Raw genomic sequence first — 26,981 nt, forward strand, 5'->3', positions numbered from 1 at the left:
CCGCGATCCTTGGGCCGGCCTTGAGCGAAGTCAAGAGCGAAAGATTGATTGATCGAAAAAAGAACAGGATGGGGGAGGCGGGTGCGGCGTCCGGAGGTGGCCGAGCGGCCGGGGAGTGGGGAGGGGCGGAATGCGGGAGCGGGTGGCGGGAGGGGGGCAGACGGGTCAGGTGCCTTCGCCCGCACCCGCGCCCGTACCGCTTCCCGCGCCCGCCTCCGTACCGCTTCCCGCCTCCGTACCGCTTCCCGCCTCCGTACCGCTTCCCGCCCCGGTACCGCTCCCCGCCCCGCACGAAGCGCGGACCCGCAGTGTCGGCAGCAGGGTGAGGTGGCGCCGCGGACCCGGCCCCCCGAGACCTTCCCCGCCCGGCTCCCCGCCGCCTGCCGCCCCACCGCCACCCCCTCCGGCCCGCTCGCGCAGCCGGTGCATCAGCAGGCCCGCCGCCTGCCGCCCCACCTCCCGCTTGGGCGGCGCCACGGCCGTCAGCGGTGTGTCCGCCAGCGCCGCCACCTCGTCGTCGTACGCGACCAGCGCCAGGTCGCGCGGCACCCGTACGCCCAGTTCGGCGAGCCGCTGCACCATCTGGATCGCGTCCACGTCGTTGTGCACCAGCGCCGCCGTCGCCTCCCCCGAGGCCACCGCCGCCCGCAGCTCCCGTACGGCCCGCTCGAAGCCCGCCGGGTCCAGTTCGGCGGGCACCGACCCGATCGCCGGCCGCGGCCGCGGCACGCCGAGGGCCCGCAGCGCCGCGTCGTACCCTTCGCGTACGGCGAGCGCCGTCGGGCTGTCGGCGCGGGCCACCAGCAGTGGCGCCGCGTGTCCCCGCGCGATCAGGTGGCGCAGCGCGAGCAGCACCCCGTGGCTGTGGTCCGAGCACACCCGGTCCAGCCCCGCCAGCGGGCTGCCCGGCGGCACACTGCGCTCCAACAGAACGACGGGCACCGGGAGTTCGGCGACCCAGCCGCCGTACTCGGCCGGGTCGCCCGGGCCGCGCCAGCCCGGCGCGACGAGCAGCCCTTCGGCGCCGGCGGACAGCAGTCCTTCGGCGCGCGCCGGGTCCTCCTCGGGCCGGTAGTCGGATATCCGCAGGACGAGCCGGGCCCCGGCCCGCGCCGCGGCCTCGTGGGCGCCGCGGATCACGTCGGCGAAGTAGTACGTGGCCGAGGGCGCCAGCAGGCCCAGCACCGGCCCCTCGGCGGCGGGCGCGCGGCCGTCGGCGGCCCGGTCGCGCCGCCGGGGCCAGGACACCGCGCCGTGCACCCGGTCGAGCAGGCCCTTGCCGGTCAGCGCCTCGACGTCGCGCCGTACGGTGACGGGTGAGACGCCGAGCTGGTCGGCCAGGTCGGTGACGCGGGCCGAGCCGCGCTGCCGTACCAAGGACAGCAGGCGGTCATGACGTTGCACAGCACGCTCGCGCACGGCGGCAGCCCCCTCGCGGTGTGGTGGACGGGTGCCGGCCGGGACGGCGGCCGGTCCCGGACCCGGCCCGTCTCCAAGAGAAACAAGAGAAAACGGTGCGGACGCACCCTAGTGCAGCGTGATCGAACGGCCCAGCAAACGGTCGTTCGATCAGGTGGTCTTGACGTTCGATCGCGGCGAGTTGAGGATTCCTGGGGTCGTCGACCGTAAGGGAAGCGCTCATGACCGTGCCCCAGCCCGCCCAGCCCCCGCAGTCCGCCCGGCCCGCCGGCCGGAAGACCGGCGCCCTGCCGCCGGAGGACCGCGAGCGCAGTCCGTACACCGGCTGGACCCGTGCGCACTGGGAAGCCACGGCCGACGGCCTCCTGCAGGCGGTCGTCCCGTACGCGTCGCCCCGCAACGGCCTCATCAACCTCCCCGGCGCCCGTCCGAGTTGGGCCGGACCGCGCTCGGACGGCCTCGAAGGCTACGCCCGTACCTTCCTCGCGGCCGCCTTCCGGGTGGCCGGGAGCGGTGGCCGGGACCCGCACGGCTACCTGGCGCGCTACGGCGAAGGGCTCGCCGCGGGCACCGAGCACCCGGTGACCGAACCGGGACTGGACGGCAAGGACCCCGACGCCTGGCCGGTCATCCCGGACACCCGGCAGGCCATCGTCGAGTCCGCCTCCGTCGCCCTCGGCCTGCGGCTGACCCGCCCCTGGCTGTGGGACACCCTGGACGACAAGGTCCGCACCCGGGCCGTCGACTGGCTGCTGCCCGCCCTCGACCCGCCGCCCATCGACAACAACTGGTGGCTGTTCGGCCTGACCGTCGGCGGTTTCCTCCTCGACGCGGGCGTCGAGACGGAACGCGCGCAGGCGTCCGTCGACCGCGCGCTGGAGCGGATCGACGGCTGGTACCGGGGCGAGGGGTGGTACAGCGACGGCGACAACCAGGCGTTCGACCACTACAACGGCTGGGCGCTGCATTTCTATCCCGTCCTGCACGCCCATCTCTCCGGCGACCGCGCGCTGCTCGACACGTACGGCGAGCGGCTGCGCGCCCACCTGGACGGCTACCGCCGCATGTTCGACGCCAACGGCGCCCCGATGCCGTTCGGCCGCTCGCTCACCTACCGCTTCGCCACCCTCGCCGCGCCCTGGCTCGGCGCGCTCACCGGCCACACCCCGCTCAGCCCCGGCGCCACCCGCCGCCTCGCCTCCGGCACCCTGCGGCACTTCGTCGACCACGGCGCCGTGACGGACGAAGGGCTCCTGCCGCTCGGCTGGTACGGCCCGTACGCCCCCATGCTCCAGGGCTACTCCGGGCCCGCCTCCCCGTACTGGGCGTCCAAGGGGCTGCTCGGCCTGCTGCTGCCGGACGGCCACCCCGCCTGGACCGAGCGCGAGGAGCCGCTGCCGGCGGAGACCGAGGACGCCGTCACCACGCTGCGCGCACCCGGCCTGCTCGTGCAGGCCACGGCATCCGACGGGCTGGTCAGACTGCACAACCACGGCAGCTCCTCGGTCTTCGGCCCGGCCGACCCGAACTACGCGCGGTTCGCCTACTCGACGCGTACGGGGCCGTCGGCCGCCGAGGAGACCGTGGCGATCGTGGACACGGCGGCGAACCCCGGTTCCGACACCACCCCCGTCGCGACCCCGGACAACCACTTCGCGCTGCTGGTGGACGGCGCGTCCACCGGCCGCGGCCCGGTCGAACCGCTGGGCAGCGGACCGGGCTGGGCCGCCTCGGCGCACACACCGCGCCGCGCGGACGGCTCCGAACTCGCCGGAGTACGGGTCCGGTCCGCGACGCTGGCGCACGGCCGCGCCGAGGTACGCGTCCACCTCGTCACCGGGGCCGCGCCCGGCACGCCCGTACGCCAGACCGGCTGGGCCGTCCCGGACGACGGGCCGACCGCCCAGCTCCACGCCGTACACGGTTTCACCCAGGACGGCGGGCAGCCGCGGACCGTACCGACCGGCAGCACGCCTTTCGGGGAGCACACCCGCACCGCCTGCCTCGACGGCACGGTGCCGGACGCCCCCGAAGCCGCCCTCTTCGTCTCGATCGCCTCGCTCACCGCCGAGGCCGACCCGGCGCCGGCCCGCACGCTGGCCGAGGTCCGGCTCAGCGGCTCCCACGCCATCCACGTGACCTGGAAGGACGGCACCACCAGCACCCTGACCCTGACCGCGGACACCGCCACCGCCCCGTAACGGAGGCCCACGGACCATGCGACCCGGACCAGGAACCGCACCAGGAACAGGGCCATGAGACCCGGACCGCGCGCCGCCGCGCGCGCTTGGCCCACCGTGCTCGCTCTGTCCGCCGCGCTCACGCTTGTCGCAGCCCCCGGCGCGTGCGCCGCCGACCGCCCCTCCGCTTCGGCAGGCCACGCCTTCCACGTCGACTGCGCCGCGCCCGCCGGGGGCGACGGCTCGCGCGCCCGCCCCTGGTCCACCCTGGCCCAGGCCAACGCTCAGCCGTACGGGCCTGGCGACCGCCTGCTGTTCCGCCGCGGCATCACCTGCACCGGCACCCTCGCCCCCAGGGGCGAGGGCTCCGCCACCGCGCCCTTCACCATCGCCGACTACGGGAGCGCCGCCGCCCGTGCCCGACTGGACGGGGCCGGCGCCCACGACACCGTGCTGCTGGGCAACACGCAGTACGTACGGCTCAGCGCGCTGGAAATCGTCAACGCGGCACGCCCCGGCAGCGAACGCAACGGCGTACGGCTGCGCCTGACCGACTACGGCACCGCCCGCGGTATCGCGGTCACCGGGCTGTACGTGCACGACGTACGCGGCGGCGACGCCAAGACCCTGACCGGGTCCAGCGGCATCCATGTCGCGGTCGAGGGCACGGCGCGGCCCAGCCGCTACGACGGGCTGGAGATCGCCGGGAACCGCATCGAGGACGTCGACCGGGAGGGCGTGTACTTCAAGTCCACCTGGTCCAGGCGCCCCCTCGTCGGCAACCAGCAGGACCCGCACACCTACCCCGGCGCCTGGACCCCGAGCACCCGGGTCCGCGTCCACCACAACACCCTCAGGTCACTGGCGGGCGACGGCATCAAGCTGGACACCACGGCGGGCGCCGTCGTCGAGCACAACCGGGTGGACGGTTTCCAGCTCCGCTCGCCCTCGGCCAACGCGGGGGTCTGGACGTTCAACACCGACGACACCCTCGTCCAGTTCAACGAGGTCTCCGGCGGCGGCAACACACACGACGGCATGTCCTTCGACGCCGACGGCGCCTCCCGGAACACGGTGTTCCAGTACAACAACAGCCACGACAACAAGGGCGGCTTCCTGCTGCTGTGCCCGTACAGCGGCGCCAAGACCGTCGGCACCACCGTCCGCTACAACGTCAGCCGCAACGACGGCGCGCGCCTGATCCAGAACTGCGCGGGCCCCGTCCTCGACACCCGCATCTACAACAACAGCTTCCTCAACACGGACCGCATCCCCGCCTACCTGGTCCAGGACGACACCTCGTCCCCCACCACCACCGACCACCAACTGACCGTCCGCAACAACATCTTCGTCAGCCGCGGACAGGGCGGTTACGCCCTCAAGAACCCCACACCCGGCCTGCGCTTCGACCACAACGTCTTCCACGGCCTGCCGCCGGCGCACCTGCCCGCCAACCCCGGCGGCACCACGGCCGACCCCGGACTGCGCGACGACTTCCGCCTGACCGCCGGGTCACCTGCCCACGCCGCCGGACGGCACGTGGCGGGCAACGGCGGCCGCGACTACTTCGGCACACCGCTGCCCGCCGGAGCCCCCACCATCGGCGCTTACGAGGGCCCCGGCGTCCACTGACGACTCCAGGACGGTACGGGCCGCGCCCTAAGGCCCGTACCACCCACGGCCCGTACCGCGCCGCGTCACTGCGGCCCGTACTTGCGTCCCGTCTTCGACGTGATCCCGCCGAGGAGGTTGCGCGGCGCCAGCTTCGCCACGCCCATCAGCGCCTTGTAGCGCGGGTCCGGGATCGACAGCGACTTGCCGCGCGCCAGGTCCTTCATCGCAGCGTCCACCAGTTTGTCGGGGTCCAGCCACATCCAGTCGGGGATGTTGTCCGTACCCATTCCGGCCCGTTCGTGGAACTCGGTCCGCACGAAGCCCGGACACAGCGCCATCAGCCGTACGTTGCTGCCCGCCAGGTCACGGGCGGCGCCCTGGGTGAACTGCACGACCCACGCCTTGCTCGCCCCGTACGTGCCGCGCGGCACGAACGCGGCCACCGAGGCCACGTTGACGACCCCGCCACGACGCCGCTCGCGCATCCCCTTCAGCGCCTCCGACGTCAGCCGCAGCACCGCCTCGCAGTGCACCTTGAGCATCATCAGCTCGTCGGCCATCGGCACGTCCAGGAACTCGCCCTTGTTGCCGAAGCCCGCGTTGTTGACCAGCAGGTCCACCGGGTGGGTGCGGTCGCCGAGCCGCTTCTCGACCGCGGCGATGCCGTCCTCCGTCGCCAGGTCGGCGACCAGCACGGACACCTCGACGCCGTGCCGGTCGTGCAGCTCGGTGGCCTGCTCGCGCAGCCGCTTCTCGTTGCGCGCCACGAGCACCAGGTTGTGGCCGTCGCCCGCCAGCCGGCGGGCGAAAGCGGCGCCGATGCCCGCCGTCGCTCCCGTAATCAATGCAGTCGTCATACGGGCACGCTATCCGCATCCGCGCACACCGACCGCCCCGGCCGGTGCCCGTCGGCCGGGGCCCGGGCGCCCCGTTCAGGCGGGTTCAAGCCTCTTGTGCACGGATGTACTTGAGCGCCCATTCGCGCAGCTCGGGGTGGAGTGCCGCACCCGTCTCCAGGAGCCGCGGCAGCACCTCGCGCTCGGTGGTCATGCCGCGGAAGGCGAGGGCGATGGTCACGTCGTGGTCCGGGCGGTGCTCGACGGTGATCGTGTCCCCGGCCCGGATCTCGCCCGGCTCCAGGACCCGCAGATACGCGCCGGGCACCCCGGCCCGCGTGAAGCGCTTGATCCAGCCCGGCTCGCCCAGCCGCCCCTGGAAGGTCATGCAGGGGATGCGCGCGGAAGTCACCTCCAGCAGCAGCCGAGGGCCGACGCGCCAGCGTTCGCCGATCAGCGCGTACGTCACGTCCAGGCCGCTGGTGGTGAGGTTCTCCCCGAACATCCCGGCGGGCAGCGTGCGGCCCAGTTCCTTCTCCCAGACGTCCAGATCCTCGCGGGCGTAGGCGTACACCGCCTGGTCGTCGCCGCCGTGATGCTGGAGATTGACCACCGCGTCCCCGGCCAGACCACTGCCGGCGACGCCCTTGGGGCCGGGCGCGGAGACCGCCACCGGCCCGTCGACGGGCTGCTTTCCGATGCCCGTACTGCCCGTCGCACCGGGGTACTCCATGGGCCCCGGCCGCCCCACGTTCACAGACAGAAGCTTCATGGCGGCACGCTACTGGCATCCGGCCAAAGCAGCGAGTCATTATTTCCCGCTCACCCCAAGGTCCGCTTATGCTCGGAGCATGATCGAGGCCCGCCATCTCCGTGTGCTGCGCGCTGTCGCCCGGACCGGTTCCTTCTCCGCCGCCGCCCGCGCGCTCGGCTGCACCCAGCCCGCCGTCAGCCAGCAGATGAAGGCCCTCGAACAGTCCGCAGGCACCCCGCTGCTGATCCGTACGGGCCGCGAGATGCGGCTGACGCAGGCGGGCGAGGCGCTGGTGCGCCACGCCACCGGCATCCTGGCCGGGCTGACCGCCGCCGAGGAGGAGGTCGCCGCCATCGCCGGGCTGCGGGCCGGGCGGGTGCGGCTGGTCTCCTTCCCCTCCGGCAGCTCGACGCTGGTGCCCACCGCCCTGGCCGCCATGCGCGCCGACCACCCCGGCACCCGCGTCTCCCTGGTCGAGGCCGAGCCGCCGCGCTCGGTCGAGATGCTGCGCAACGGCGACTGCGAGATCACGCTGGCCTTCCGGTACCCGGAGGTGCGCGGCGCCGACCCCGCCGCCGAGGCGGAGTGGGACGACCTGGTCGTCCGGCCGATCCTGGTCGACCGGCTGGTGGGTCTGGTCCCGGAGACGCACCGGCTGGCCGACGCCGGGACGGCGGGCTACGCCGACCTGGCCGGCGAGCCGTGGATCGCGGGCTGCCCGCGCTGCCGGCGGCACCTGGTCGAGGTCTGCGAGGGGGCGGGCTTCACCCCGCGCATCGACTTCGCGACGGACGACTACCCGGCGGTGATCGGCCTGGTGGGCGCGGGTCTGGGCGTCGCCGTACTGCCGGAGCTGGCGCTGGAGTCGGTACGGCACAAGGGGGTCCGTACGGTCGCGATGGAGCCGTGCGTGCAGCGCGAGGTCGTGGCGCTCACCCTGCCGGACCTCGCACAGGTCCCGGCGGTCGAGGCGATGCTCGGGCGGCTGGCGGGCGCGGTCGGGCGCTGAGACGTCCGGCCCTGGCCATGACTCCGGCCCTGGACCCGGCGCGGGCTCGAAGGCGGCGATCGGCGCCCGGCGGGGACCCGGCCTGACTGCGCCGATCGGGTGAAGTTTCCGAGGAAACGTTTCTTCAGTCCGGGCTCTCAGCCACCCCCGGCGCCGAGGTGTCCCACCACCGCCGTCGCCGGCACCAGCCGGTGCCGCGCCCGGCCCATCAGCTCTTCGCGCTCGTCCTCCGTCAGCCCGCCCCACACCCCGTACGGCTCGCGGACGGCGAGGGCGTGCGCCGCGCACTGGGCGCGCACCGGGCAGCGCATGCACACCTCTTTCGCCGATGTCTCACGCGCGCTGCGGGCGGCGCCGCGTTCGCCCTCGGGATGGAAGAAGAGGGAACTGTCCACGCCACGGCACGCGGCGAGCAGCTGCCAGTCCCAGAGATCTGCGTTCGGGCCCGGAAGGCGCGAGAAATCTGCCATTGCTAGTCCCCTCGAAGCGATACCGGTTCGGGCTCGGTGCTCACGACCGTACATCTACTGTCTAAGTAGATGTAAATATGACTCATTGCGAATCTAGCCACAGACACCATGAAAACGGAAGAAAAGCCACCGAATAGGGCATAGCGTGATGAAGCGGGGCGATACTCGGCCGTGCATCTTCTGCGTGTCCGAGCCCTCACGTAGAGTGCCGAAGGCGGCTGTCGAACCCGTAACTCTTTCGAGTGACCGTCGTTGAGAGGGCGGAAGCGGTTGGCGGAGGTAGGTCTCGGGCAGGTGTCCGAGGCGGTCGATCGCTCAGGTGACGATACGTACCAGCCTGGAGGCTCAAGGTGACGCGCATCAGCTGCGGAGGGCGGTCATGACATCCGTCCTCGTCTGTGACGACTCCCCGCTTGCCCGAGAGGCGCTCCGCCGCGCGGTCGCGACCGTGCCCGGTGTAGAGCGTGTGACGACGGCGGCCAACGGCGAGGAAGTCCTCCGCCGCTGGGGCGCCGATCGCTCGGACCTGATTCTGATGGACGTGCGGATGCCCGGACTGGGCGGGGTCGAGACGGTTCGCCGGCTGCTCTCCGCCGACCCCGGGGCCCGCATCATCATGCTCACGGTCGCCGAGGATCTGGACGGGGTCGCTCTGGCGGTCGCCGCCGGCGCCCGCGGCTATCTGCACAAGGACGCCTCACGCGCCGAGCTGCGCGCGACGGTCACCCAGGCGCTCGCCGACCCCACCTGGCGGCTCGCCCCGCGCCGGCTGCGGTCCGCCGAGATGGGGGCCGCGCCGACGCTCACCGCGCGTGAGATCCAAGTGCTGGAGGGCATGAGCCACGGCCGCTCCAACGCGGAGATCGGACGTGAGCTGTTCCTCTCCGAGGACACGGTCAAGACCCACGCCAGGCGGCTGTTCAAGAAGCTCGGCGCCTCCGACCGGGCCCACGCGGTCGCGCTCGGATTCCGCTGGGGTCTGGTCCGCTAGGACGGCCGTGACGTGCAGCGATGCGGGGGAATGAGGGGCCCCGCCCACCGCATGGCGGGCGGGGTGGCAGCAGGTCCCGCAGGTGCCGGGCCGGGAGTGCCGTCCCGGTTCGGCGCGCGGTGCCGCATCCTTGAGGTATGGAGTTCCTCGGGGACGGGCCGATCCGGTGCGAGGGGAGGGCGCGGGAGATGACAGCCGGCGCACCTGCCGCGCATAACGCTTCGGTGCACAAGTACGGACCTGATGCCGCGGATCGCGCCGCGCCAAGGCACCATGGACCGATGCGCGATGACGGGATTCAGGAGATCGGCGATCTCGTCGCACGCGCCGTGGAAGGGGATCGCCGGGCCACCCACGACCTGCTGGCCCATGTGCACCCCCTCGCCCTGCGCTACTGCCGCACCCGGCTGTCCCGGCTGCCGGGTGACGCGCGGCACTTCGTGGAGGACCTGGCGCAGGAGGTCTGCGTCGCGGTGCTCTGCGCGCTGCCGCGCTACCGGGACACCGGCAAGCCCTTCGAGGCGTTCGTCTTCGCCATCGCCGCCCACAAGGTCGCCGACCTCCAGCGGGCCGCGATGCGCGGTCCCGGCAGCACGGCCGTGCCGTCCAACGAGATGCCCGAGCAGCCGGACGACTCGCTGGGCCCCGAGGAGCGGGCGCTGCTCAGCAGCGACGCCGAGTGGGCCAAGAAGCTGCTGGCCAACCTGCCGGATAACCAGCGTGAGCTGGTGCTGCTGCGGGTCGCGGTCGGGCTGACGGCCGAGGAGACCGGGCAGATGCTGGGGATGTCGCCGGGTGCGGTGCGGGTAGCGCAGCACCGGGCGCTGAGCCGGCTGCGGGCCCTGGCCGAGCAGTAGCCGGACCGGCGGGGGCGCGCGCCCCGGCGATGGTCCGGTGTCCGGCGGGGGGCTGTCCGGTGCCCGGCTCGGAGCGGCGTTCCGGTCCCCGGCGGAGGTCGGGGCAGCCGGACGCCGCGGGGGAACGTACAGTCGAAGAAACGCGCAGCCGTAGGAATGTACGTCCGTACCGCGGTCATTTCATAGGAACGCACAAGTGATGCGCTCCTCACCGGTTGTGGAATGAGACGCCTGTGGTGGCCGTTAGCATGGGTGTCCGCGCTGAGGCAAGACCATTTGGGAAGGTGTCATGACTGACAACGTCGACGGAATGCCCGCCAAATTCGCGATGCTCGGTCTGACATATGACGACGTGCTGCTGCTGCCCGGCGCCTCCGAGGTGCTGCCGAACGCGGTCGACACGGCGTCCCGGGTCTCGCGCAACGTGAAGGTCAACATCCCGCTGCTGTCCGCCGCGATGGACAAGGTCACCGAGGCGCGGATGGCGATCGCCATGGCGCGGCAGGGCGGCGCGGGCGTACTGCACCGCAACCTCTCCATCGAGGACCAGGCCAACCAGGTCGACCTGGTCAAGCGCTCCGAGTCCGGCATGGTCACCGACCCGATCACGGTCCGCCCGGACGCCACCCTCGTCGAGGCGGACGCGCTCTGTGCGAAGTTCCGCATCAGCGGGGTGCCGGTGACCGACCCGGCGGGCAAGCTGCTGGGCATCGTCACCAACCGCGACATGGCCTTCGAGCTGGACCGCAGCCGTCAGGTGCGCGAGGTCATGACCCCGATGCCGCTGGTCACCGGCAAGGTCGGCATCTCCGGCGAGGACGCCGTCGAGCTGCTGCGCCGCCACAAGATCGAGAAGCTGCCGCTGGTCGACGACGCGGGCGTCCTCAAGGGCCTGATCACGGTCAAGGACTTCGTGAAGGCCGAGAAGTACCCGAACGCGGCCAAGGACGCCGAGGGCCGCCTGGTCGTCGGTGCCGCGGTGGGCGTCGGCGACGAGGCGTTCGACCGTGCCCAGGCGCTGGTCGAGGCCGGCGCGGACTTCCTGGTCGTGGACAGCGCGCACGGCCACAGCCGCGGCATCCTCGACATGATCGCCAAGGTGAAGTCCAACGTCCGCGTCGACGTGGTCGGCGGCAACGTCGCCACCCGTGACGGCGCCCAGGCGCTGATCGACGCCGGCGCGGACGGCATCAAGGTCGGTGTCGGCCCGGGTTCGATCTGCACCACCCGCGTGGTCGCCGGTGTCGGCGTGCCGCAGGTCACCGCGATCTACGAGGCCGCGCAGGCCGCCAACGCGGCGGGCGTGCCGCTGATCGGCGACGGCGGCCTGCAGTTCTCCGGCGACATCGCCAAGGCCATCGCGGCCGGTGCCGACACGGTCATGCTGGGCTCGCTGCTGGCCGGCTGCGAGGAGTCGCCGGGCGAGATGGTCTTCATCAACGGCAAGCAGTTCAAGTCGTACCGCGGCATGGGCTCGCTCGGCGCGATGCAGTCCCGCGGCCAGGCGCGTTCCTTCTCCAAGGACCGCTACTTCCAGGACAACGTCCTCTCCGAGGACAAGCTGGTCCCCGAGGGCATCGAGGGCCAGGTCCCCTACCGCGGCCCGCTCGGCTCGGTGGCCCACCAGCTCGTCGGCGGCCTGCGCGCCTCCATGGGCTACGTCGGCTCCGCGAGCATCGAGGAGCTGAAGGACAAGGGCCGCTTCGTCCGCATCACGGCGGCGGGCCTGAAGGAGAGCCACCCGCACGACGTGCAGATGGTGACCGAGGCGCCGAACTACGCGCGGCGCTGAAGCCGGTAGGCTTGAGGCGCCTGTTTGAGGGGGCCAGATGTTGTACTCGGTGAGTTACAGCGAACGCGCGGCCCAGATCCGCGACAGTTTGCCCGAGGACTGCAGGGCTTTGCTGGAGCGGGGCCTCAGGAAGCTGGCGGACGATCCGCGGCCGAAGATTTCCATACCGATCTCAAGCGACGAGAACACCAGATCGCTGGCGCTCACGCAGAACATCGCGGTCGAGTACGTCATCAGCGACGGCCTGCTGATCGTTGTCGTGGTCCACGTCGTGGACACTTCCCAGGTGCTCCTCGACAACGAAGACTGATCAAGCCCTGATACGTCCCCAGCGTCCCCGGTCGGGGATACTGGGGACGTAATCGTATGGAAGGGCCACACACGTGACTGAGATCGAGATCGGGCGCGGCAAGCGCGGCCGCCGGGCGTACGCCTTCGACGACATCGCCGTCGTACCGAGTCGGCGCACCCGCGACCCGAAGGAGGTCTCGATCGCCTGGCAGATCGATGCCTACCGTTTCGAGCTGCCGTTCCTGGCGGCCCCGATGGACTCGGTCGTCTCGCCGCAGACCGCGATCCGCATCGGTGAGCTGGGCGGTCTGGGCGTACTGAACCTGGAAGGGCTCTGGACGCGCTACGAGGACCCGGAACCGCTGCTCGCGGAGATCGCGGAGCTGGACGGCGAGGCCGCCACCAAGCGCCTCCAGGAGATCTACGCCGCGCCGATCAAGGAAGAGCTGATCGGGCAGCGCATCAAGGAGGTGCGCGACTCCGGTGTGGTCACCGCCGCCGCGCTCTCGCCGCAGCGCACGGCCGAGTTCTCCAAGGCCGTGGTGGACGCGGGCGTGGACATCTTCGTGATCCGCGGCACCACCGTCTCCGCGGAGCACGTCTCCTCGGCCGCCGAGCCGCTGAACCTGAAGCAGTTCATCTACGAGCTGGACGTCCCGGTGATCGTCGGCGGCTGCGCCACGTACACCGCGGCCCTGCACCTGATGCGCACCGGCGCGGCGGGCGTGCTCGTCGGCTTCGGCGGCGGCGCCGCGCACACCACCCGCAACGTGCTCGGCATCCAGGTGCCGATGGCGACCGCGGTGGCCGACGTGGCCGCTGCCCGCCGTGACTACATGGACGAGTCCGGCGGCCGGTACGTGCACGTCATCGCCGACGGCGGCGTGGGCTGGTCGGGTGACCTGCCCAAGGCCATCGCCTGCGGCGCCGACGCGGTCATGATGGGCTCGCCGCTGGCGCGCGCCACCGACGCGCCCGGCCGCGGCCACCACTGGGGCATGGAGGCCGTGCACCCGGACGTGCCGCGCGGCAAGCGGATGGACCTGGGTGCCGTCGGCACCACCGAGGAGATCCTGTGCGGTCCCTCGAACACGCCGGACGGTTCGATGAACTTCTTCGGCGCGCTGCGCCGGGCGATGGCGACCACCGGCTACTCCGAGCTGAAGGAGTTCCAGCGGGTCGAGGTGACGGTCGCGCCGTCGCAGCACGACAAGCCCTGAGGCACGACGCGCAGACGCCGAAGGGCCCGGACCGCACACCTCGTGCGGTCCGGGCCCTTCGGCGTGCGTGCGGGTGTCAGGCCCCGAGCTTCTTGGCGACCTGGAAGCCGCCGGCGGCCGCCAGCAGGTAGAAGACCACGTCGATCGCGCCGAGGTACTCCTTCCACACCGCGTGGACCAGGTCGAAGTGGTCGAAGACGATCTCGGTGAACGTGACGTGCGCGGCGTCGGCCGTGAGCAGGGCCATGCCGAAGACCTGGCCGAGGTAGAGCCCGAGCAGGCCGAGCACCGCGCTGACGACCGGCAGCGCGGCGTTGCGGCCGCCCAGCTTGCCCACCACGGCGCCGATCAGCGCGCCGACGGCGAGTGCCGCGTAGCCGATCGAGGCGCCGTCCACGGCCTTGAGGACCCCGCCGTAGACACCGGCCGCGACCAGCATGGTGACGACACCGAGCACGACGGCCAGGCCGGCGTTGCCCTGGCGGGCGGGCGGCGGAGCCGTCGGAGCCGGGAAGCCGCCCGGTGCGGGAGCGCCGTACGGAGCCTGCGGCGGCTGGTGGGGCTGCTGCGGCTGCTGCGGCGCAGGCGGCATGGACTGGCTCATGAAGATTCCCCCGAGGTGGAAGACCGTCGCGGTGCTGGGCACGGGACCGGTCGGCATGGACGCGCACACGTTCGATGCGCCGGAACAAATTAACAGACCGGTCTGACATGTCCGCTACGGAATACCGCCGTGCTCAGAGCCGGTGCGCGGCCCCCGTCGGCGTCGCCCCCCGGGTGTCCAGGAGGAGCTGCGCCTTCACCGCGAGGCCCTGGAGGTCGTACGTGCGGTGATGCTGGAGCAGCAGCGTGAGGTCGGCCCCGGCGGCCGCGTCGTAGAGGGCGTCGGCGCGCGGGACGGGCCGGTCCCGGACCTGCCACTGGTGGACGTACGGGTCGTGGTACGTGATGTGCGCGCCCAACTCCATGAGCCGGGAGGCGACTTCGCGGGCCGGGGAACCTTCCTCGTCGCCGGTGTCCGGCTTGTACGTGACGCCCAGCAGCAGGACGCGGGCGCCGCGCGCGGACTTGCCGTGCTCGTTGAGCAGGGTCGCGCAGCGCTGTACGACGTAGCGCGGCATCCGGCTGTTGACCTCCTGCGCCAGCTCGACCAGGCGCAGCGGGTAGCCGAGTGAACGGCCTTTGTAGGAGTAGTAGTTGGGGTCGATGGGGGCGGTGTGGCCGCCGACCCCGGGGCCGGGGCGGAACGCCTGGAACCCGAACGGCTTGGTCTCGGCGCAGCGGATGACGTCCCACAGGTCGACGCCGATGTCGTGGCAGAGCACCGCCATCTCGTTCATGAGCGCGATGTTCAGGTGCCGGTAGTTGGTCTCCAGCAGTTTGGCCGTCTCCGCCTCGCGCGGGCCGCGCGCGCGGACGACCTTGTCGGTGAGCCGGGCGTAGAACGCCGCCGCGGCCTCCGTGCAGGCCGGGGTCAGGCCGCCGATGACCTTCGGGACGGTGCCGTAGCGGTGTGCGCGGTTGCCGGGGTCGTGGCGGGCGGGGGAGCAGGCGAGATGGAAGTCGCGTCCCGCGGTCAGACCGGAGCCTTCTTCCAGGAGGGGGCGCAGGAATTCCTCGGTGGTGCCCGGGTAGACGGTGGACTCCAGGACGACCGTGGTGTGCGGGCGCAGCTGCGCCGCCAGTACGCGGGCGGCGTCGGCGACCGCGGTCAGGTCGAGGGCGCCGTCCGCGCCGAGTGGAGTGGGGGCGCAGATGACAGCCGTACGGACCCGGCCGAGCGCGGTGGGGTCGTCGGTGACGCGGAAGCCGGCCGCGAGCAGCCGGCGGGTCTCGGACGCGGTGAGCGGGCTGTGCGCGGTGGCGGCCGGGCGGCTGTCCGGGGGCGCGGCAGCGGGGGTGTCCGGCGCGGCCGTCGCCGGCGGCGGTCCGGGGTCGTAGCCGATGGTGCGGACGCCGGCGAGGGTGGCGGCCTGGGCGAGGGGGAGACCGATATGGCCTAGTCCGACGACGGCGAGGTCTGCGGGCATGGCTGGCTGCCGTCCTTCCCGAGCGGTTCCGGATGAGGCGGTGAAGCATAAGAGCATAAATAGACTAAGCGGACATTTGGCCCAGAATGGGGATTGGCGGATCGGGGGCGGCGGGGTGTTGCCCGGCTCGCCGGAGGGTGGATACGGGCCGGTGGCGCGGCCAAAATCGACGGACGGGGAGTGTGGCCCCGACCACAGCGGGAGGCAGCGGTGAGGACAGCGACACTCGGACCGGCCCAGCGTGCCGAAGCACTCGCACGGATGGCGGAACGGGAGCTGGACATTTTGGTGGTCGGCGGCGGAGTCGTCGGCGCCGGCACGGCACTGGACGCGGCGACCCGCGGCCTGGACACCGGACTGGTCGAGGCCCGCGACTGGGCCTCGGGCACGTCGAGCCGGTCGAGCAAGCTCATCCACGGTGGGCTGCGGTACCTGGAGATGCTGGACTTCGCGCTCGTACGGGAAGCCCTGAAGGAGCGCGGGCTGCTGCTGGAACGGCTCGCGCCGCACCTGGTCAAGCCGGTGCCGTTCCTCTACCCGCTGACCCACAAGGGCTGGGAACGCTGGTACGCGGGCTCCGGCGTCGCCCTGTACGACGGGATGTCGGTCTCCTCCGGGCACGGCCGCGGCCTGCCCGTCCACCGGCACCTCTCGCACAAGCGCGCCCTGCGGGTCGCGCCGTGCCTGAAGAAGGACGCCCTGGTCGGCGCGTTGCAGTACTACGACGCCCAGATGGACGACGCCCGCTTCGTGATGAACCTCGTCCGCACCGCGACCGCCTACGGGGCGGACGCGGCCAACCGGGCCAGGGTGGTCGGCTTCCTGCGCGAGGGCGAACGCGTCGTGGGCGCCCGGGTGCAGGACGTGGAGGCGGGCGGTGAGTACGAGGTACGGGCGCGCCAAGTGGTGAACGCGACCGGCGTGTGGACCGACGACACCCAGGCCCTGATCGGCGAGCGCGGCCAGTTCCACGTACGGGCGTCCAAGGGCATCCACCTGGTCGTGCCCAAGGACCGCATCCACTCGACGACCGGGCTGATCCTGCGCACGGAGAAGAGCGTGCTCTTCGTCATCCCGTGGGGCCGGCACTGGATCGTCGGCACGACCGACACGGACTGGGACCTGGACAAGGCGCACCCGGCAGCGTCCAGCGCCGACATCGACTATCTGCTGGAGCACGTGAACTCGGTGCTCGCCACACCGCTGACCCGCGACGACGTCGAGGGCGTCTACGCGGGACTGCGTCCCCTGCTGGCCGGTGAGTCGGACGCGACCAGCAAGCTGTCGCGCGAGCACACGGTCGCGCACCCGGTGCCGGGCGTCGTCGTGGTCGCGGGCGGCAAGTACACCACGTACCGGGTGATGGCCAAGGACGCGGTGGACGAGGCGGTGCACGGACTCGACCAGCGGGTGGCCGAGTGCGTCACCGAGGACACGCCGCTCGTCGGCGCCGAGGGCTACCGGGCGCGGTGGAACGCGCGGGCCCGCACAGCGGCGCGCACCGGCCTGCACGTGGTGCGCGTCGAGCACCTGCTGAACCGTTACGGCTCCTTGGCCGACGAGGTCTTCGAGCTCGTCCTCACCGACCCGGGGCTCGGCGAGCCGCTCGCCGCCGCCGACGACTACCTGCGCGCCGAGGTCGTCTACGCCTGCACCCACGAGGGCGCCCGGCACCTCGACGACGTCCTCACCCGGCGTACGCGCATCTCCATCGAGACCTTCGACCGGGGCACCCGCAGCGCCCGCGAGTGCGCGGAGCTGATGGCGCCGGTCCTGGGCTGGGACGCGGACCAGGTCGACCGCGAGGTGCAGCACTACGAGAAGCGGGTGGAGGCGGAGCGCGAGTCGCAGCGGCAGCCGGACGACCTGACCGCCGACGCGGCCCGGCTGGGGGCGCCGGACATCGTGCCGCTGTAGGGGGTACGAACCTCAGCCGGCCGGTTCTGCCGGGCGGGCCCGACGCGACCGGGTCCGCCCGGCAGAACTCTTTCCCCGGCACCGGGGGCGACCCGGTCACGGTGCCGGCGCCCGGTCACGGTGAGGGTGAGCAGGCGAAGGAAGGTGCGGCGGGTGGGGTGCGTGCGGCGCGGGGAGAACCGGAGGGGGTGGTGTCGGCGTGGAGGGTAGGGAGGCCGGAGCCGGACAGGGTGACGGAAGGGACGCGGGAGACGCTGGAAGAGATGAGGCCGGTGGTGTCGGAGACCCGGGAGGGGCGGGCGGTGCGTCGTGAATCCGTTCTTGTCCCTGTCGTCACCTGTCGTTTCCTGCTGCCGTCCGCCGTCCCGGCGCCCGCCGGCACCGCGCCGGTGATGCCCTCGTCAGCGGGGACGCCGCCCTCCCGGGCCGTCATGGCGGGTGCGCAACGGGCGCCGAGTCGTGGACCCTGGCCTTCCCCACGGGCGCGGATGAGAGAGAATGAAGGCTCCGCCAGGGTGGGTTGTCCGAGTTGGGCCAGTTTGGTGATCGACAAGTGTTCGAGATGCCAACTCGGCTGGATTGCAGAGGGGATTCAGTGGGCGACGAGGTCGAGATGGACGGCAAGGAGGGCAGGCTGCTCGCCGGCCGGTACCGGCTCGCCGAAGTCCTCGGCCGGGGCGGAATGGGTACGGTCTGGCGCGCACGGGACGAGGTGCTCGGCCGTACGGTCGCGGTCAAGGAACTGCGCTTCCCTGGCGGAGTCGAGGAGGACGAGAAGCGCCGCCTGATCACCCGTACGCTGCGGGAGGCCAAGGCGATCGCCCGGATCCGCAACAACGGCGCGGTCACGGTCTACGACGTGGTCGACGAGGACGACCGCCCGTGGATCGTCATGGAGCTGGTCGAGGGCCGCTCGCTCGCCGAGGTGGTGCGCGACGACGGCCCGCTGACGCCGCGCCGGGCGGCGGAGGTCGGCCTCGCCGTCCTCGACGTGCTGAACGCCGCCCACCGCGAGGGCATCCTGCACCGCGACGTGAAGCCCTCCAACGTCCTGATGTCCGACGACGGCCGGGTCGTGCTCACCGACTTCGGCATCGCCCAGGTCGAGGGCGACCCCTCGGTGACCTCCACCGGCATGCTCGTCGGCGCGCCCTCGTACATATCGCCCGAACGGGCCCGTGGCCAGAAGCCGGGCCCGCCGGCGGACCTGTGGTCGCTGGGCGGCCTGCTGTACGCCTGTGTCGAAGGCGTGCCTCCGTACGACAAGGGGTCGGCGATCGCCACCCTGACCGCCGTGATGACCGAGCCGCTGGAGCGGCCGAAGAGCGCCGGTGTGCTGGAAGAGGTCATCTACGGGCTGCTGGTGAAGGACCCGGCGGCGCGGCTCGACGACCGGGCGGCGCGGGCGCTGCTCCTGGACGCGGCCAGCGCGCCGGAGGACACCGGGCCGGAACCGCCCGCTCCGGACGCGACCCGGGCGATGGCCCTGCCGGTCGTCCCCGAGGAGCCCGCGGCGCAGTCCGAGGTCCGCGGCCGGGACAAGGACCGGGACCGGGAGACGGCGCGGTCGAAGCCGTCGATGCCCCGCCCGCAGTGGAAGCCCAAGACGCGTGGCAAGGACGCCGAGAGACGCGCACCGGAAGCCGGGCACGGTTCCTCGCGGCCGGACGCGCCGGCTGCGCGCGCGGCGTCGGCCGCCGGTCCGCGCACGGCGCCGGGTCCCCGTACCGGATCGGGCGCCCGTACCGGATCGGGCACGGGCACGGGCGCAGGCACCACGGGTACGGGCAGGGGCTCCGGGGCCAAGGCGGCGACCGCCTCGACGACGCGGAGCACCACCGGTCAGTCGTCGGCGCAGACCGGCTCGACGAACGGGCCGAAGAACTGGCCGACGGCGGTCGGCTCGGCCGGCCGGACGGGCTTCGAGTCGGAGGGCGCGAAGGAGAAGGTACGGACCGCGCTCCAGGCGGTGCGCAAGGCGGCGGCCGCCGCGGCCGCCGCCGCCAGGCCGGAGCCGAAGCCGGACGACGGCACGCGCCCGTCCGGCCCGCCCCGGGCGTCCGTCACCGACGTCGTACCCCGCCGTACGCTCGTCATCGCCGCCGTGGTCGTGGTGCTCGCCGTGCTCGGCACGGTGCTGGCCTTCGCGCTCAGCGGGAGCGACGAGAAGGACGGCGGCCGGGCGGCGGGCGCCGGCAAGGCGGCCACCGACGCGGCCGGTTCCGCCCCGGCGAGCGCCGGGGACACCCCCGGCGAGCCGACGACGGACGGCAAGCCGGGCGGCGGTCAGGGCGGCAAGCCGGGCGGTGACGGCAAGGACAAGGCGCTGCCGCAGGGCTACGGGACGGTGGCCCACCCCGGCTTCCACTTCGCCGTGGCGCTGCCGTCCGGCTGGAAGCAGACGGACACGGCCGGTCAGAACTCCGGCGCGATCTACAGCGCGTCGGGCGGGTTCCCGCGCGTCCAGATCGACTACAACGCCAAGCCCGGCAGCGACGCCGCGGCCGCCTGGCGCAGCCTGGAGCCCGCCGTCCGCGGCAGCGTCCAGGACTACCGGCGCATCGACATCAAGCCGATCGAGTGGCGGGGCTACCCGACGGTCGCCGACTGGTCGTTCACGCGCAAGCAGAGCGGCCAGGACGTCCGCGTGCTCAACCGCGGTTTCCGCGCGGACGACCAGCACGGCTACGCCATCATGGTCACCTGCAAGGCGGACGCCTGGGACGCGGCGGAGTGCCGGCGGCTGCGGGACACCGCGTTCGCGACCTTCCAGGTGAAGGACTGACCTGCCGCGGCCCGCGTACCGAGAGGTGCGCAGGCCGACGAGGTGTGCGCGGTGACGGTCGCAGGGCGCGAGCGAAGTCCTGGGGGAACTGTTGGCCGGAGCGCTCCTCAACCCACGCCCCCGGCACGTATCGTGAGACCCCGAAGACCGTACGCAGCCGCAATCGGAGGGAATGCGACCGGTTTTGACCACTGGGGGTAACCAGTGGAACCGGGAGCTCCCGGACAAAGCCGGGCAGGCGGCGTGAATCGCGCGCTGGGGAGGCGTCGTGGACGAGTACGCGGGAAGAGTGCTCGCCGAGCGCTACCGCCTGCCGGTGCCACCGGCGGACGAGTACGAGTTCGCCGAGACCCGCGCCTTCGACACGTACAGCGGGCAGGAGGTCCTCGTACGCCAGGTGCCGCTGCCCGAAGTCGTGGACGCGGAACTCCTGGACCCGGGGCATCCGGGCGGCCGCCCCGCGCCGGGCGGATACGGGTACGGACCGGGCCACGGCCACCGGGTGTCCGGGGCCGACCGTACGCCGCGGGACCCCGCCGTACGGCGTGCCCTGGAGGCCGCGACCGCCGCGGCCCGGCTGCCCGACCACCCGCAACTCGACCAGGTCTTCGACGTCTTCGCCCAGGACGGCAGCCTCTGGATCGTCAGCGAACGCGTCGCCGCCCGCCCGCTCGCCGCGCTCCTCGCCGAACGCACCCTCACCCCGCACCGGGCGGCGGAGGTCGCCGCCGACATCCTCACCGCCCTGCGCGCCCTGCACGCGCACGGCTGGACCCACCGCAACATCACTGTCCGCACGGTCCTGGTCTGCGACGACGGACGGGCGATCCTGACCGGTCTGGCCGCGGGCGCGGCGGAGGAAGCGCTGTGCGGGTACGACCCGGTGCCGGGGGAGGGGGCGGGAGCGGACGCGGGGGAGCGTGCGGCGGCGCCGGGGCAGGCGCCCATACCGGGGGCTTCCGCGGCGGGGCAGGCTTCCGTGCCGGGGCAGGCCTCCATTCCGGGGCAGGCTTCCGCGGCGGGTGAGACGGTGGCGGAGCCGGCCGGTCCCGAAGCGGCGACCGGAGACGGTGGCGGGGAGCCGGACGCGTCACCCGGAGCGGACCCACGCCGGGCCCGGGCCGGGGCGATAGCCGCCTACCAGGCGGGCACCCGGGCAGCCGCCGCCCGTACGGGCACCGGCGAGGACGCGGCGGCCACCGACCCCGCACACCCCGCCGACCCGCACTTCAGCCCGTACCGGGACCACATCACCGCGCCGACGCCACCGGCCGCCCCGTCGCGGCCGGGCAGCGTCACGTACGGCGGCAGCCTGCCGGGGCCGGGGGCCGGGCCGCGGCCCGGAGGCATCCAGGTGCCGCATCCGCTGCCGGTGCAGCGCCCGGCGCCGGAGGCGGGACCCTCCTTGCCCGAGGAGGGTGCGGAATCGAATCATCCGGAGGGGCCGGGGCAGTCGAAGCGTCCGGAGCGCTCGGAGCACGCGGACCACCCGGACCAGGCCGTTCCCTACGGGCGCCCGGGCGCGGCCCTGGCCGCCGAGCGGGCACGGCAGGTGCGGATCAACGTCGTCGGCCCGGTCACCGAGCGCTGGGCGCCGGAGCAGGCCGGCCCGGTGCACGCCAACTGGCAGCTCGCGCCGCCGATCGGCCCCGCCACCGACCTGTGGGCGGTCGGCGCGCTGCTGTTCCGGATCGTGCAGGGGCACTCCGCCTACCCCGAGGACAGCGCCGCCGAGCTGGTGCAGTCGGTGTGCTCGGAACCGCCGTCGTACGCCGAGGAGTGCGGCGCGCTGCGGCCGGTCGTCGAGTCGCTGATGCGGCAGGATCCGGCCGACCGTCCGGACTTCGAGGAACTGCGCGGCTGGCTGCGGTCGCTGATCCGGACCGCGCCGGAGCCCGAGGTGGGCAGCCGGGTCGTGACCGTGCCGTCGCTGGAAGGGCCGTCCGACTCGCGGCGGCTCCCGATCCTCCGGCGCCGGGGCGAACTCGTACGCAAGGGCCGGCACAAGAAGGCGCGCCGGTCCCGGCCGCAGCGCCCGGCCAAGCCGCCGCGGCAGCCGAAGGGCAAGCGCCCGGCCGTGGCGTACCGGGAAACCACCCAGCACGCCCAGCCCGGCCTCTCCGAAGCGCCCGCCGACCAGCAGCCGCAGCCCTTCATACCGCCGACGGACGACCCCCGGGGCAGATCCCACTTCCAGCCCCCGTCCCCACCGCAGTTCCAGTCACCGCCGCAGTACCAGCCTCCTGCCCAGCCGTTCACGCCCACCACCCAGGACGGTCGACACCCCCACGAAAGCGACCGAGCCCACCAGCCTCAGCAGCCCCACCATCCCTCCGCCCCGCCCACGCACGCGGCGGCCACGGTCCCGCCGCCGCACCGGGCCGAGCCGGCCCGCGCCCCCAAGCAGTCCCGCCCCGCCCGGCAGCCGCGCCCGGCCAAGCAGATCCGGCGGATCGAGGGCGCCGTGCCCCCGGGCGGACGCAGCCCGCGCCGCCTCGGACTGCTTCTCGTGGGGTTGGTGATCCTGCTGGTGGTGGGCACGATTCTGGTCGCGGTGCTGTTCATGCCGAAGGCCGGCCCGGGGGCGGGCGCCGCGGACAGCGTCCGCGAACGCAGGGGCGCCGTGGGCACGCAGAGCTCGACACCTGACGGCGGCTCCGGCGGTCGGCCCGGCGACCAGGGCTCGCGCAAGCAGCAGCCGCAGACGACCGAACCCGCCGACCTCGCCGAAGGCTTCGCGGTGCGCAAGGACCCGGAAGGCTTCCAGGTCGCCGTCCCGAAGGGCTGGCAGCGCCGCGGGGAGAACGAGCGCGGCCAGGTCCGTTACCTGGGGAACGACTTCGAGCTGCTGATCGTGCCCGGCCGCGACACCACGTCCCGCCACGGCACCGACCCGATGGCCTACCAGCAGGACAAGGAGGCGGAACTGGCCCCGTACCGGGAGTCGAGCTGGTCCGGCTCCTCCGGCCTGCGCCGTATCGACGTCGGCCGGGCCGCGATGGCCGAGGGCACCTTCACCTGGCAGGACAGCAGCGGCCGCCAGGTGTACGTACGCAACCTCGCGATGATCCACAACGGCCGCTACCACGTCATCCAGGTCATCGGCCCGGACAACGAACGCCGCGAGGTCGACCGCCTCTACGACCAGGCCACGGGCTCCTACCGGCCCAACTAGCCGATCATCCCGCTGTCGATGGCGACACGGGTCCCCGCCCTCGTCGCCCTCCCCGCACCCTTGCCCGCCCTCGTCGCCCTCCCCGCGAGTCCTCGGCACACCCCTGCCCGCCCTCGTCGCGCGCCTGCGTGCCCCGCCGCGCGCCTTGTCGGCTCCGAGGCGCGCGGCTAGCCTCGTAACTGACGGGCCGTCAGAAAGCGCTTGGCGTACGTCCGTCGGGCACCGGTCGGAAGAACCGTGTGAGGGGAACCGGATGGAGCTACCGCGCATCGTCAGCGTCGACGACCACGTCATCGAGCCCGCGCACCTCTTCGAGACCTGGCTGCCGGCGAAGTACCGGGGACGGGGCCCGCAGCCGCTGACCGCGGGCATCGGCGAGCTGGCGTACACCGGCGGCAAGTATGTGATCACGATGGATCCGGACGGGCCGCCCACCGACTGGTGGATCTACGAGGACCTGAAGTTCCCGTACAAGCGCAACATCGCCGCCGTCGGCTTCGACCGCGACGCCATGACGCTGGAGGGCATCACCCGCGCCGAGATGCGCCCCGGCTGCTGGGACCCGGCCGAGCGGCTCAGGGACATGGACCTCAACCACGTCGAGGCGTCGCTGTGCTTTCCGACCTTCCCCCGGTTCTGCGGCCAGACGTTCGCCGAGGCGCGGGACAAGGAGGTCGCCCTGGCGTGCGTGCGCGCGTACAACGACTGGATGGTGGAGGAGTGGTGCGGGGACAGCGGCGGGCGGCTGATCCCGCTGTGCATCGTCCCGCTGTGGGACATCGGCCTGGCCGTGGCCGAGATCCGGCGGAACGCGGCGCGCGGGGTGCGGGCCGTGACGTTCAGCGAGATACCGACCCACCTCGGACTGCCGTCGATCCACTCCGGCTACTGGGACCCGTTCTTCGCGGTCTGCGAGGAGACCGGGACGGTGGTCAACATGCACATCGGGTCCAGTTCGCAGATGCCGGCCGCCTCCCCCGACGCGCCGCCCGCCGTCCAGGCGTCACTGAGCTTCAACAACGCCATGGCGTCGATGATGGACTTCCTCTTCAGCGGGGTGCTGGTGAAGTTCCCGCTCCTCAAACTCGCGTACAGCGAGGGGCAGATGGGCTGTATACCGTACGCCCTGGAGCGCGCGGACGACGTGTGGGAGGAGCACCGCGCCTGGGGCGGGGTGCGCGACCTGATCCCCGAGCCGCCCTCCACGTACTACTACCGGCAGATCTTCTGCTGCTTCTTCCGCGACAAGCACGGTGTCGCCTCACTGGACGTGGTCGGCCGGGACAACGCCACCTTCGAGACCGACTACCCGCACGTGGACTCGACCTTCCCGCACACCAAGGAAGTCGCCCTGGACCACGTGAAGGGGCTGGACGAGGAGACCGTGTACAAGCTGATGCGCGGCAACGCGATCCGCATGCTCGACCTCGACCTCGTCTGATGGACCTGACGTACTCGCCCGAGGAGGAGGAGTTCCGGGTCCGGCTGCGGGAGTGGCTCGCCAAGACGCTCCCCGGCCTTCCCGCCCGGCCCGATCCGCTGGACTGGCCGGGCCGGCGTGCCTACGACCTCGGCTGGCAGCGGCGGCTGTACGACGCCGGGTACGGTGCCGTGCACTGGGACGCCTCGCCCACCCGGCGGCTGATCTTCCTGGAGGAGACGGAGCGCGCCGGTGCGCCCTACGTGGGCGCCAACTTCGTCGGGCTGCTGCACGCCGGGCCGACCATCGCCGCCGAGGGCACGGACGAGCAGCGCGCCCGCTGGCTGCCGCCCGTCGTGCGCGGTGAGGAGGTCTGGTGCCAGGGCTTCAGCGAGCCGGAGGCGGGCTCCGACCTCGCCGCCCTGCGCACCCGTGCCGTACGGGACGGCGACGACTACGTGGTCACCGGGCAGAAGATCTGGACCTCGCACGCGGAGATCGCGGACTGGTGCGAGTTGCTGGTGCGTACGGACGCGGAGGCCCCCAGGCATCGGGGTGTCTCGTGGCTGGCGATGCCGATGGACGCCCCCGGGATCACCGTACGGCCGCTGCGTACGCTCGCCGGCCCGGCCGAGTTCGCGGAGGTCTTCCTCGACGGGGTGCGGGTGCCGGTGGCAAACCGGGTCGGCGCCGAGCACGACGGCTGGCGCGTCACCATGGTCACGCTCTCCTTCGAGCGGGGCACCGCCTTCGTCGGCGAGGTCGTGGCCTGCCGCCGTACGCTCGGCGAGCTGGCCCGCGCGGCACGGGCGAACGGGCGCTGGGACGACCCGGTGCTGCGCCGTCGGCTGGGCCGGCTGAACGCCGAGTTCACGGCGTTGTGGCGGCTCATCCAGCGCAACGTCGGCGCGGCCCGGGACACGGGCGGGGTACCGGACGCGGGCGGCTCGGTCTTCAAACTGCGCTACTCGCAGACCCGCCAGGAGCTGTACGACGCGGCCGCCGAGGTGCTGGGGCCGTCCGGCGCGCTCGACGCGGACCAGCGGTGGACGGCGGACCGGCTGTCGTCCCTCTCGTACACGATCGCCGCCGGAACGTCGCAGATCCAGCGCGACATCATCGCCGAGCGCATCCTCGGCCTGCCGAAGGGACGGTGAACGGGCACCGTGGACCTCCGACCCACCGCTGATCAACGCGCCTTGCAGGCGGGAACCCGCGAACTGCTGACGCGGCGCTTCGGCAGGGACCGGCTGCGGGAGGCGGTGGAGGCCCCGGCGCTCGACCGCGCGCTCTGGCGTGAGCTGGGCGCGGCCGGGTTCTTCGCGCTGCGGCTGCCGGCGGCGGACGGCGGGGTGGGGCTCGGCCTGCCGGACGCGGTGCTGGTCTTCGAGGAGGCCGGGCGGGCGTTGCTGCCGGGGCCGCTGGTGGCGGGAGAGCTGCTGGCGGGGGTGGTGCCGGGGGCGGCCACGGGGGAGCGGGTGGTGGGGTTGTGCGATGCGGGGAGGGGCGGGGAGCGGCTGTGGGAACACCCTGGGGACTGCGACGAGTTGATCTTGCTGGAGGGCGGCGATCCGGGAGAGAGCCGTGAGCTGGGGGAGGGCGGCGATCTGGGCGAGAGCGGGGAGTCGGGCGAGGGCGGGGAGCCGGGCAAGACCGGCAGGGCCTTCTGGAACGCCCCCGACTGGCCGGTCCTGGAGCCCGTCCGCTCGGTCGATCCGCTGACGCCGCTCGCGCGCGTGACGTCCTACCCGCGCCGCGCGCCGCGCTCTCTGGACGTGCCCCGGCTGCGCCGCGAGGCCGCCCTGCTGACGGCGGCGCTTCAGCTCGGCAGCGCTGCCCGTACGGTCGAGATGGCCGTGGAACACGCCCGGCGCCGAGAGCAGTTCGGCGTACGCATCGGATCGTTCCAGGCGGTGAAACATCTGTGCGCCGAGATGCTGATACGAGTGGAAATAGCGAGAAGCGCCGTATATGCGGCTTCACTCACCGATCAGTCACTCCCCGTAGTCGGCGCCAAGTTGCTCGCCGACGAGGCCGCCGTGCGCAACGCCCGGGACTGCCTTCAGGTGCACGGCGGAATGGGCTTCACCTGGGAGGCCGACGTCCATCTGCACCTCAAACGGGCGTGGTGGCGAGTCGAACAGTGGCAAAGCGGCGGAAAGGCGGAGGAAGCACTCGCCGAGGCTCTGTTGGCCGACGATTTCGGCGTGTAGGGCATTCT

At 72.8% G+C, this 26,981-nt stretch carries 20 protein-coding genes; 14 read left to right on the forward strand and 6 right to left on the reverse strand.

Annotation, left to right across the window (positions count from 1 at the left end):
- Window positions 1-165: 165 nt before the first annotated feature.
- Window positions 166-1,419 (reverse strand): substrate-binding domain-containing protein, encoded by a 1,254-nt coding sequence (locus tag AB0A97_RS15455; protein ID WP_361149278.1) that lies wholly within the window; start codon window positions 1,417-1,419, stop codon window positions 166-168.
- 221 nt (window positions 1,420-1,640) lie between these two features.
- On the opposite strand from AB0A97_RS15455, the gene AB0A97_RS15460 reads away from it, so the two are divergent.
- Both AB0A97_RS15460 and AB0A97_RS15465 read left to right on the forward strand, forming a co-directional pair.
- A complete protein-coding gene (locus tag AB0A97_RS15460; RefSeq protein ID WP_361149281.1) occupies window positions 1,641-3,620 on the forward strand; it encodes a DUF2264 domain-containing protein in 1,980 nt (659 codons plus the stop codon).
- Between the two features lie 54 nt (window positions 3,621-3,674).
- Complete coding sequence (locus AB0A97_RS15465; RefSeq protein ID WP_361149283.1) at window positions 3,675-5,231, forward strand: hypothetical protein; 1,557 nt, start codon at window positions 3,675-3,677, stop codon at window positions 5,229-5,231.
- Window positions 5,232-5,296: 65 nt separating this feature from the next.
- Here the strand turns inward: AB0A97_RS15465 and AB0A97_RS15470 are convergent, their stop codons facing one another.
- Both AB0A97_RS15470 and AB0A97_RS15475 read right to left on the reverse strand, forming a co-directional pair.
- Window positions 5,297-6,070 (reverse strand): SDR family oxidoreductase, encoded by a 774-nt coding sequence (locus AB0A97_RS15470; RefSeq protein WP_361149286.1) that lies wholly within the window; start codon window positions 6,068-6,070, stop codon window positions 5,297-5,299.
- A gap of 85 nt (window positions 6,071-6,155) precedes the next feature.
- On the reverse strand, window positions 6,156-6,821 hold the full coding sequence (locus AB0A97_RS15475) for an MOSC domain-containing protein (protein ID WP_361149288.1): 666 nt from the start codon (window positions 6,819-6,821) through the stop codon (window positions 6,156-6,158).
- A gap of 79 nt (window positions 6,822-6,900) precedes the next feature.
- Between AB0A97_RS15475 and AB0A97_RS15480 the strand changes: the two genes are divergently transcribed.
- Window positions 6,901-7,812, forward strand: a complete 912-nt coding sequence (locus tag AB0A97_RS15480) for a LysR family transcriptional regulator (RefSeq protein WP_361149291.1) — start codon at window positions 6,901-6,903, stop codon at window positions 7,810-7,812.
- Window positions 7,813-7,949: 137 nt separating this feature from the next.
- Here the strand turns inward: AB0A97_RS15480 and AB0A97_RS15485 are convergent, their stop codons facing one another.
- The gene (locus AB0A97_RS15485) at window positions 7,950-8,282 is read right to left on the reverse strand and encodes a WhiB family transcriptional regulator (RefSeq protein ID WP_361149293.1); all 333 of its coding nucleotides are present in this window, start codon (window positions 8,280-8,282) and stop codon (window positions 7,950-7,952) included.
- A 379-nt stretch (window positions 8,283-8,661) separates the two neighbouring features.
- On the opposite strand from AB0A97_RS15485, the gene AB0A97_RS15490 reads away from it, so the two are divergent.
- From AB0A97_RS15490 to AB0A97_RS15510, 5 genes are all read left to right on the forward strand, one after another.
- Window positions 8,662-9,273, forward strand: a complete 612-nt coding sequence (locus tag AB0A97_RS15490) for a response regulator transcription factor (RefSeq protein ID WP_003948568.1) — start codon at window positions 8,662-8,664, stop codon at window positions 9,271-9,273.
- Between the two features lie 281 nt (window positions 9,274-9,554).
- On the forward strand, window positions 9,555-10,130 hold the full coding sequence (locus tag AB0A97_RS15495) for a sigma-70 family RNA polymerase sigma factor (protein WP_361149296.1): 576 nt from the start codon (window positions 9,555-9,557) through the stop codon (window positions 10,128-10,130).
- Window positions 10,131-10,419: 289 nt separating this feature from the next.
- Window positions 10,420-11,922: an IMP dehydrogenase gene (gene guaB / locus AB0A97_RS15500; RefSeq protein ID WP_361149298.1), complete on the forward strand. Its 1,503-nt coding sequence runs from the start codon at window positions 10,420-10,422 to the stop codon at window positions 11,920-11,922.
- 49 nt (window positions 11,923-11,971) lie between these two features.
- Window positions 11,972-12,232 (forward strand): hypothetical protein, encoded by a 261-nt coding sequence (locus tag AB0A97_RS15505; RefSeq protein WP_361149301.1) that lies wholly within the window; start codon window positions 11,972-11,974, stop codon window positions 12,230-12,232.
- A gap of 73 nt (window positions 12,233-12,305) precedes the next feature.
- On the forward strand, window positions 12,306-13,433 hold the full coding sequence (locus tag AB0A97_RS15510; RefSeq protein WP_361149303.1) for a GuaB3 family IMP dehydrogenase-related protein: 1,128 nt from the start codon (window positions 12,306-12,308) through the stop codon (window positions 13,431-13,433).
- A gap of 76 nt (window positions 13,434-13,509) precedes the next feature.
- Here AB0A97_RS15510 and AB0A97_RS15515 read toward each other — a convergent pair whose 3' ends face one another.
- Both AB0A97_RS15515 and AB0A97_RS15520 read right to left on the reverse strand, forming a co-directional pair.
- The gene (locus tag AB0A97_RS15515) at window positions 13,510-14,094 is read right to left on the reverse strand and encodes a hypothetical protein (protein WP_361149306.1); all 585 of its coding nucleotides are present in this window, start codon (window positions 14,092-14,094) and stop codon (window positions 13,510-13,512) included.
- A 76-nt stretch (window positions 14,095-14,170) separates the two neighbouring features.
- Window positions 14,171-15,463 carry a nucleotide sugar dehydrogenase gene (locus AB0A97_RS15520; RefSeq protein ID WP_361149308.1) on the reverse strand — a complete coding sequence of 431 codons (1,293 nt, stop codon included), beginning with the start codon at window positions 15,461-15,463 and terminating at the stop codon, window positions 14,171-14,173.
- A 210-nt stretch (window positions 15,464-15,673) separates the two neighbouring features.
- Here AB0A97_RS15520 and AB0A97_RS15525 point away from each other — a divergent pair, with 210 nt between their 5' ends.
- From AB0A97_RS15525 to AB0A97_RS15550, 6 genes are all read left to right on the forward strand, one after another.
- The gene (locus AB0A97_RS15525; RefSeq protein WP_361149312.1) at window positions 15,674-17,380 is read left to right on the forward strand and encodes a glycerol-3-phosphate dehydrogenase/oxidase; all 1,707 of its coding nucleotides are present in this window, start codon (window positions 15,674-15,676) and stop codon (window positions 17,378-17,380) included.
- Between the two features lie 595 nt (window positions 17,381-17,975).
- Complete coding sequence (locus tag AB0A97_RS15530) at window positions 17,976-20,165, forward strand: serine/threonine-protein kinase (RefSeq protein WP_361149315.1); 2,190 nt, start codon at window positions 17,976-17,978, stop codon at window positions 20,163-20,165.
- A gap of 268 nt (window positions 20,166-20,433) precedes the next feature.
- The gene (locus AB0A97_RS15535) at window positions 20,434-23,340 is read left to right on the forward strand and encodes a protein kinase (protein WP_361149318.1); all 2,907 of its coding nucleotides are present in this window, start codon (window positions 20,434-20,436) and stop codon (window positions 23,338-23,340) included.
- A gap of 253 nt (window positions 23,341-23,593) precedes the next feature.
- Entirely contained in the window at window positions 23,594-24,781 is a 1,188-nt protein-coding gene (locus AB0A97_RS15540) for an amidohydrolase family protein (protein WP_361149321.1), read from the forward strand.
- Window positions 24,781-25,917 (forward strand): acyl-CoA dehydrogenase family protein, encoded by a 1,137-nt coding sequence (locus AB0A97_RS15545; protein ID WP_361149323.1) that lies wholly within the window; start codon window positions 24,781-24,783, stop codon window positions 25,915-25,917. Before AB0A97_RS15540 ends, AB0A97_RS15545 begins: the two co-directional genes overlap by 1 nt.
- Before the next feature lie 9 nt (window positions 25,918-25,926).
- Window positions 25,927-26,973 (forward strand): acyl-CoA dehydrogenase family protein, encoded by a 1,047-nt coding sequence (locus AB0A97_RS15550; RefSeq protein ID WP_361149325.1) that lies wholly within the window; start codon window positions 25,927-25,929, stop codon window positions 26,971-26,973.
- Window positions 26,974-26,981 lie beyond the last annotated feature (8 nt).

The sequence above is a fragment of the Streptomyces sp. NPDC045470 genome (assembly GCF_040646595.1).
Taxonomy (GTDB): Bacteria; Actinomycetota; Actinomycetes; order Streptomycetales; family Streptomycetaceae; genus Streptomyces.

Excerpts from the sequence above, each read along its gene's own strand:
- AB0A97_RS15480 (WP_361149291.1), top strand. The coding sequence starts at position 6,901 with ATGATCGAGGCCCGCCATCTCCGTGTGCTGCGCGCTGTCGCCCGGACC.
- AB0A97_RS15475 (WP_361149288.1), bottom strand. The coding sequence starts at position 6,821 with ATGAAGCTTCTGTCTGTGAACGTGGGGCGGCCGGGGCCCATGGAGTAC.
- AB0A97_RS15495 (WP_361149296.1), top strand. The coding sequence starts at position 9,555 with ATGCGCGATGACGGGATTCAGGAGATCGGCGATCTCGTCGCACGCGCC.
- AB0A97_RS15520 (WP_361149308.1), bottom strand. The coding sequence starts at position 15,463 with ATGCCCGCAGACCTCGCCGTCGTCGGACTAGGCCATATCGGTCTCCCC.
- AB0A97_RS15490 (WP_003948568.1), top strand. The coding sequence starts at position 8,662 with ATGACATCCGTCCTCGTCTGTGACGACTCCCCGCTTGCCCGAGAGGCG.
- guaB (WP_361149298.1), top strand. The coding sequence starts at position 10,420 with ATGACTGACAACGTCGACGGAATGCCCGCCAAATTCGCGATGCTCGGT.
- AB0A97_RS15485 (WP_361149293.1), bottom strand. The coding sequence starts at position 8,282 with ATGGCAGATTTCTCGCGCCTTCCGGGCCCGAACGCAGATCTCTGGGAC.
- AB0A97_RS15515 (WP_361149306.1), bottom strand. The coding sequence starts at position 14,094 with ATGCCGACCGGTCCCGTGCCCAGCACCGCGACGGTCTTCCACCTCGGG.
- AB0A97_RS15465 (WP_361149283.1), top strand. The coding sequence starts at position 3,675 with ATGAGACCCGGACCGCGCGCCGCCGCGCGCGCTTGGCCCACCGTGCTC.
- AB0A97_RS15470 (WP_361149286.1), bottom strand. The coding sequence starts at position 6,070 with ATGACGACTGCATTGATTACGGGAGCGACGGCGGGCATCGGCGCCGCT.
- AB0A97_RS15460 (WP_361149281.1), top strand. The coding sequence starts at position 1,641 with ATGACCGTGCCCCAGCCCGCCCAGCCCCCGCAGTCCGCCCGGCCCGCC.
- AB0A97_RS15545 (WP_361149323.1), top strand. The coding sequence starts at position 24,781 with ATGGACCTGACGTACTCGCCCGAGGAGGAGGAGTTCCGGGTCCGGCTG.
- AB0A97_RS15540 (WP_361149321.1), top strand. The coding sequence starts at position 23,594 with ATGGAGCTACCGCGCATCGTCAGCGTCGACGACCACGTCATCGAGCCC.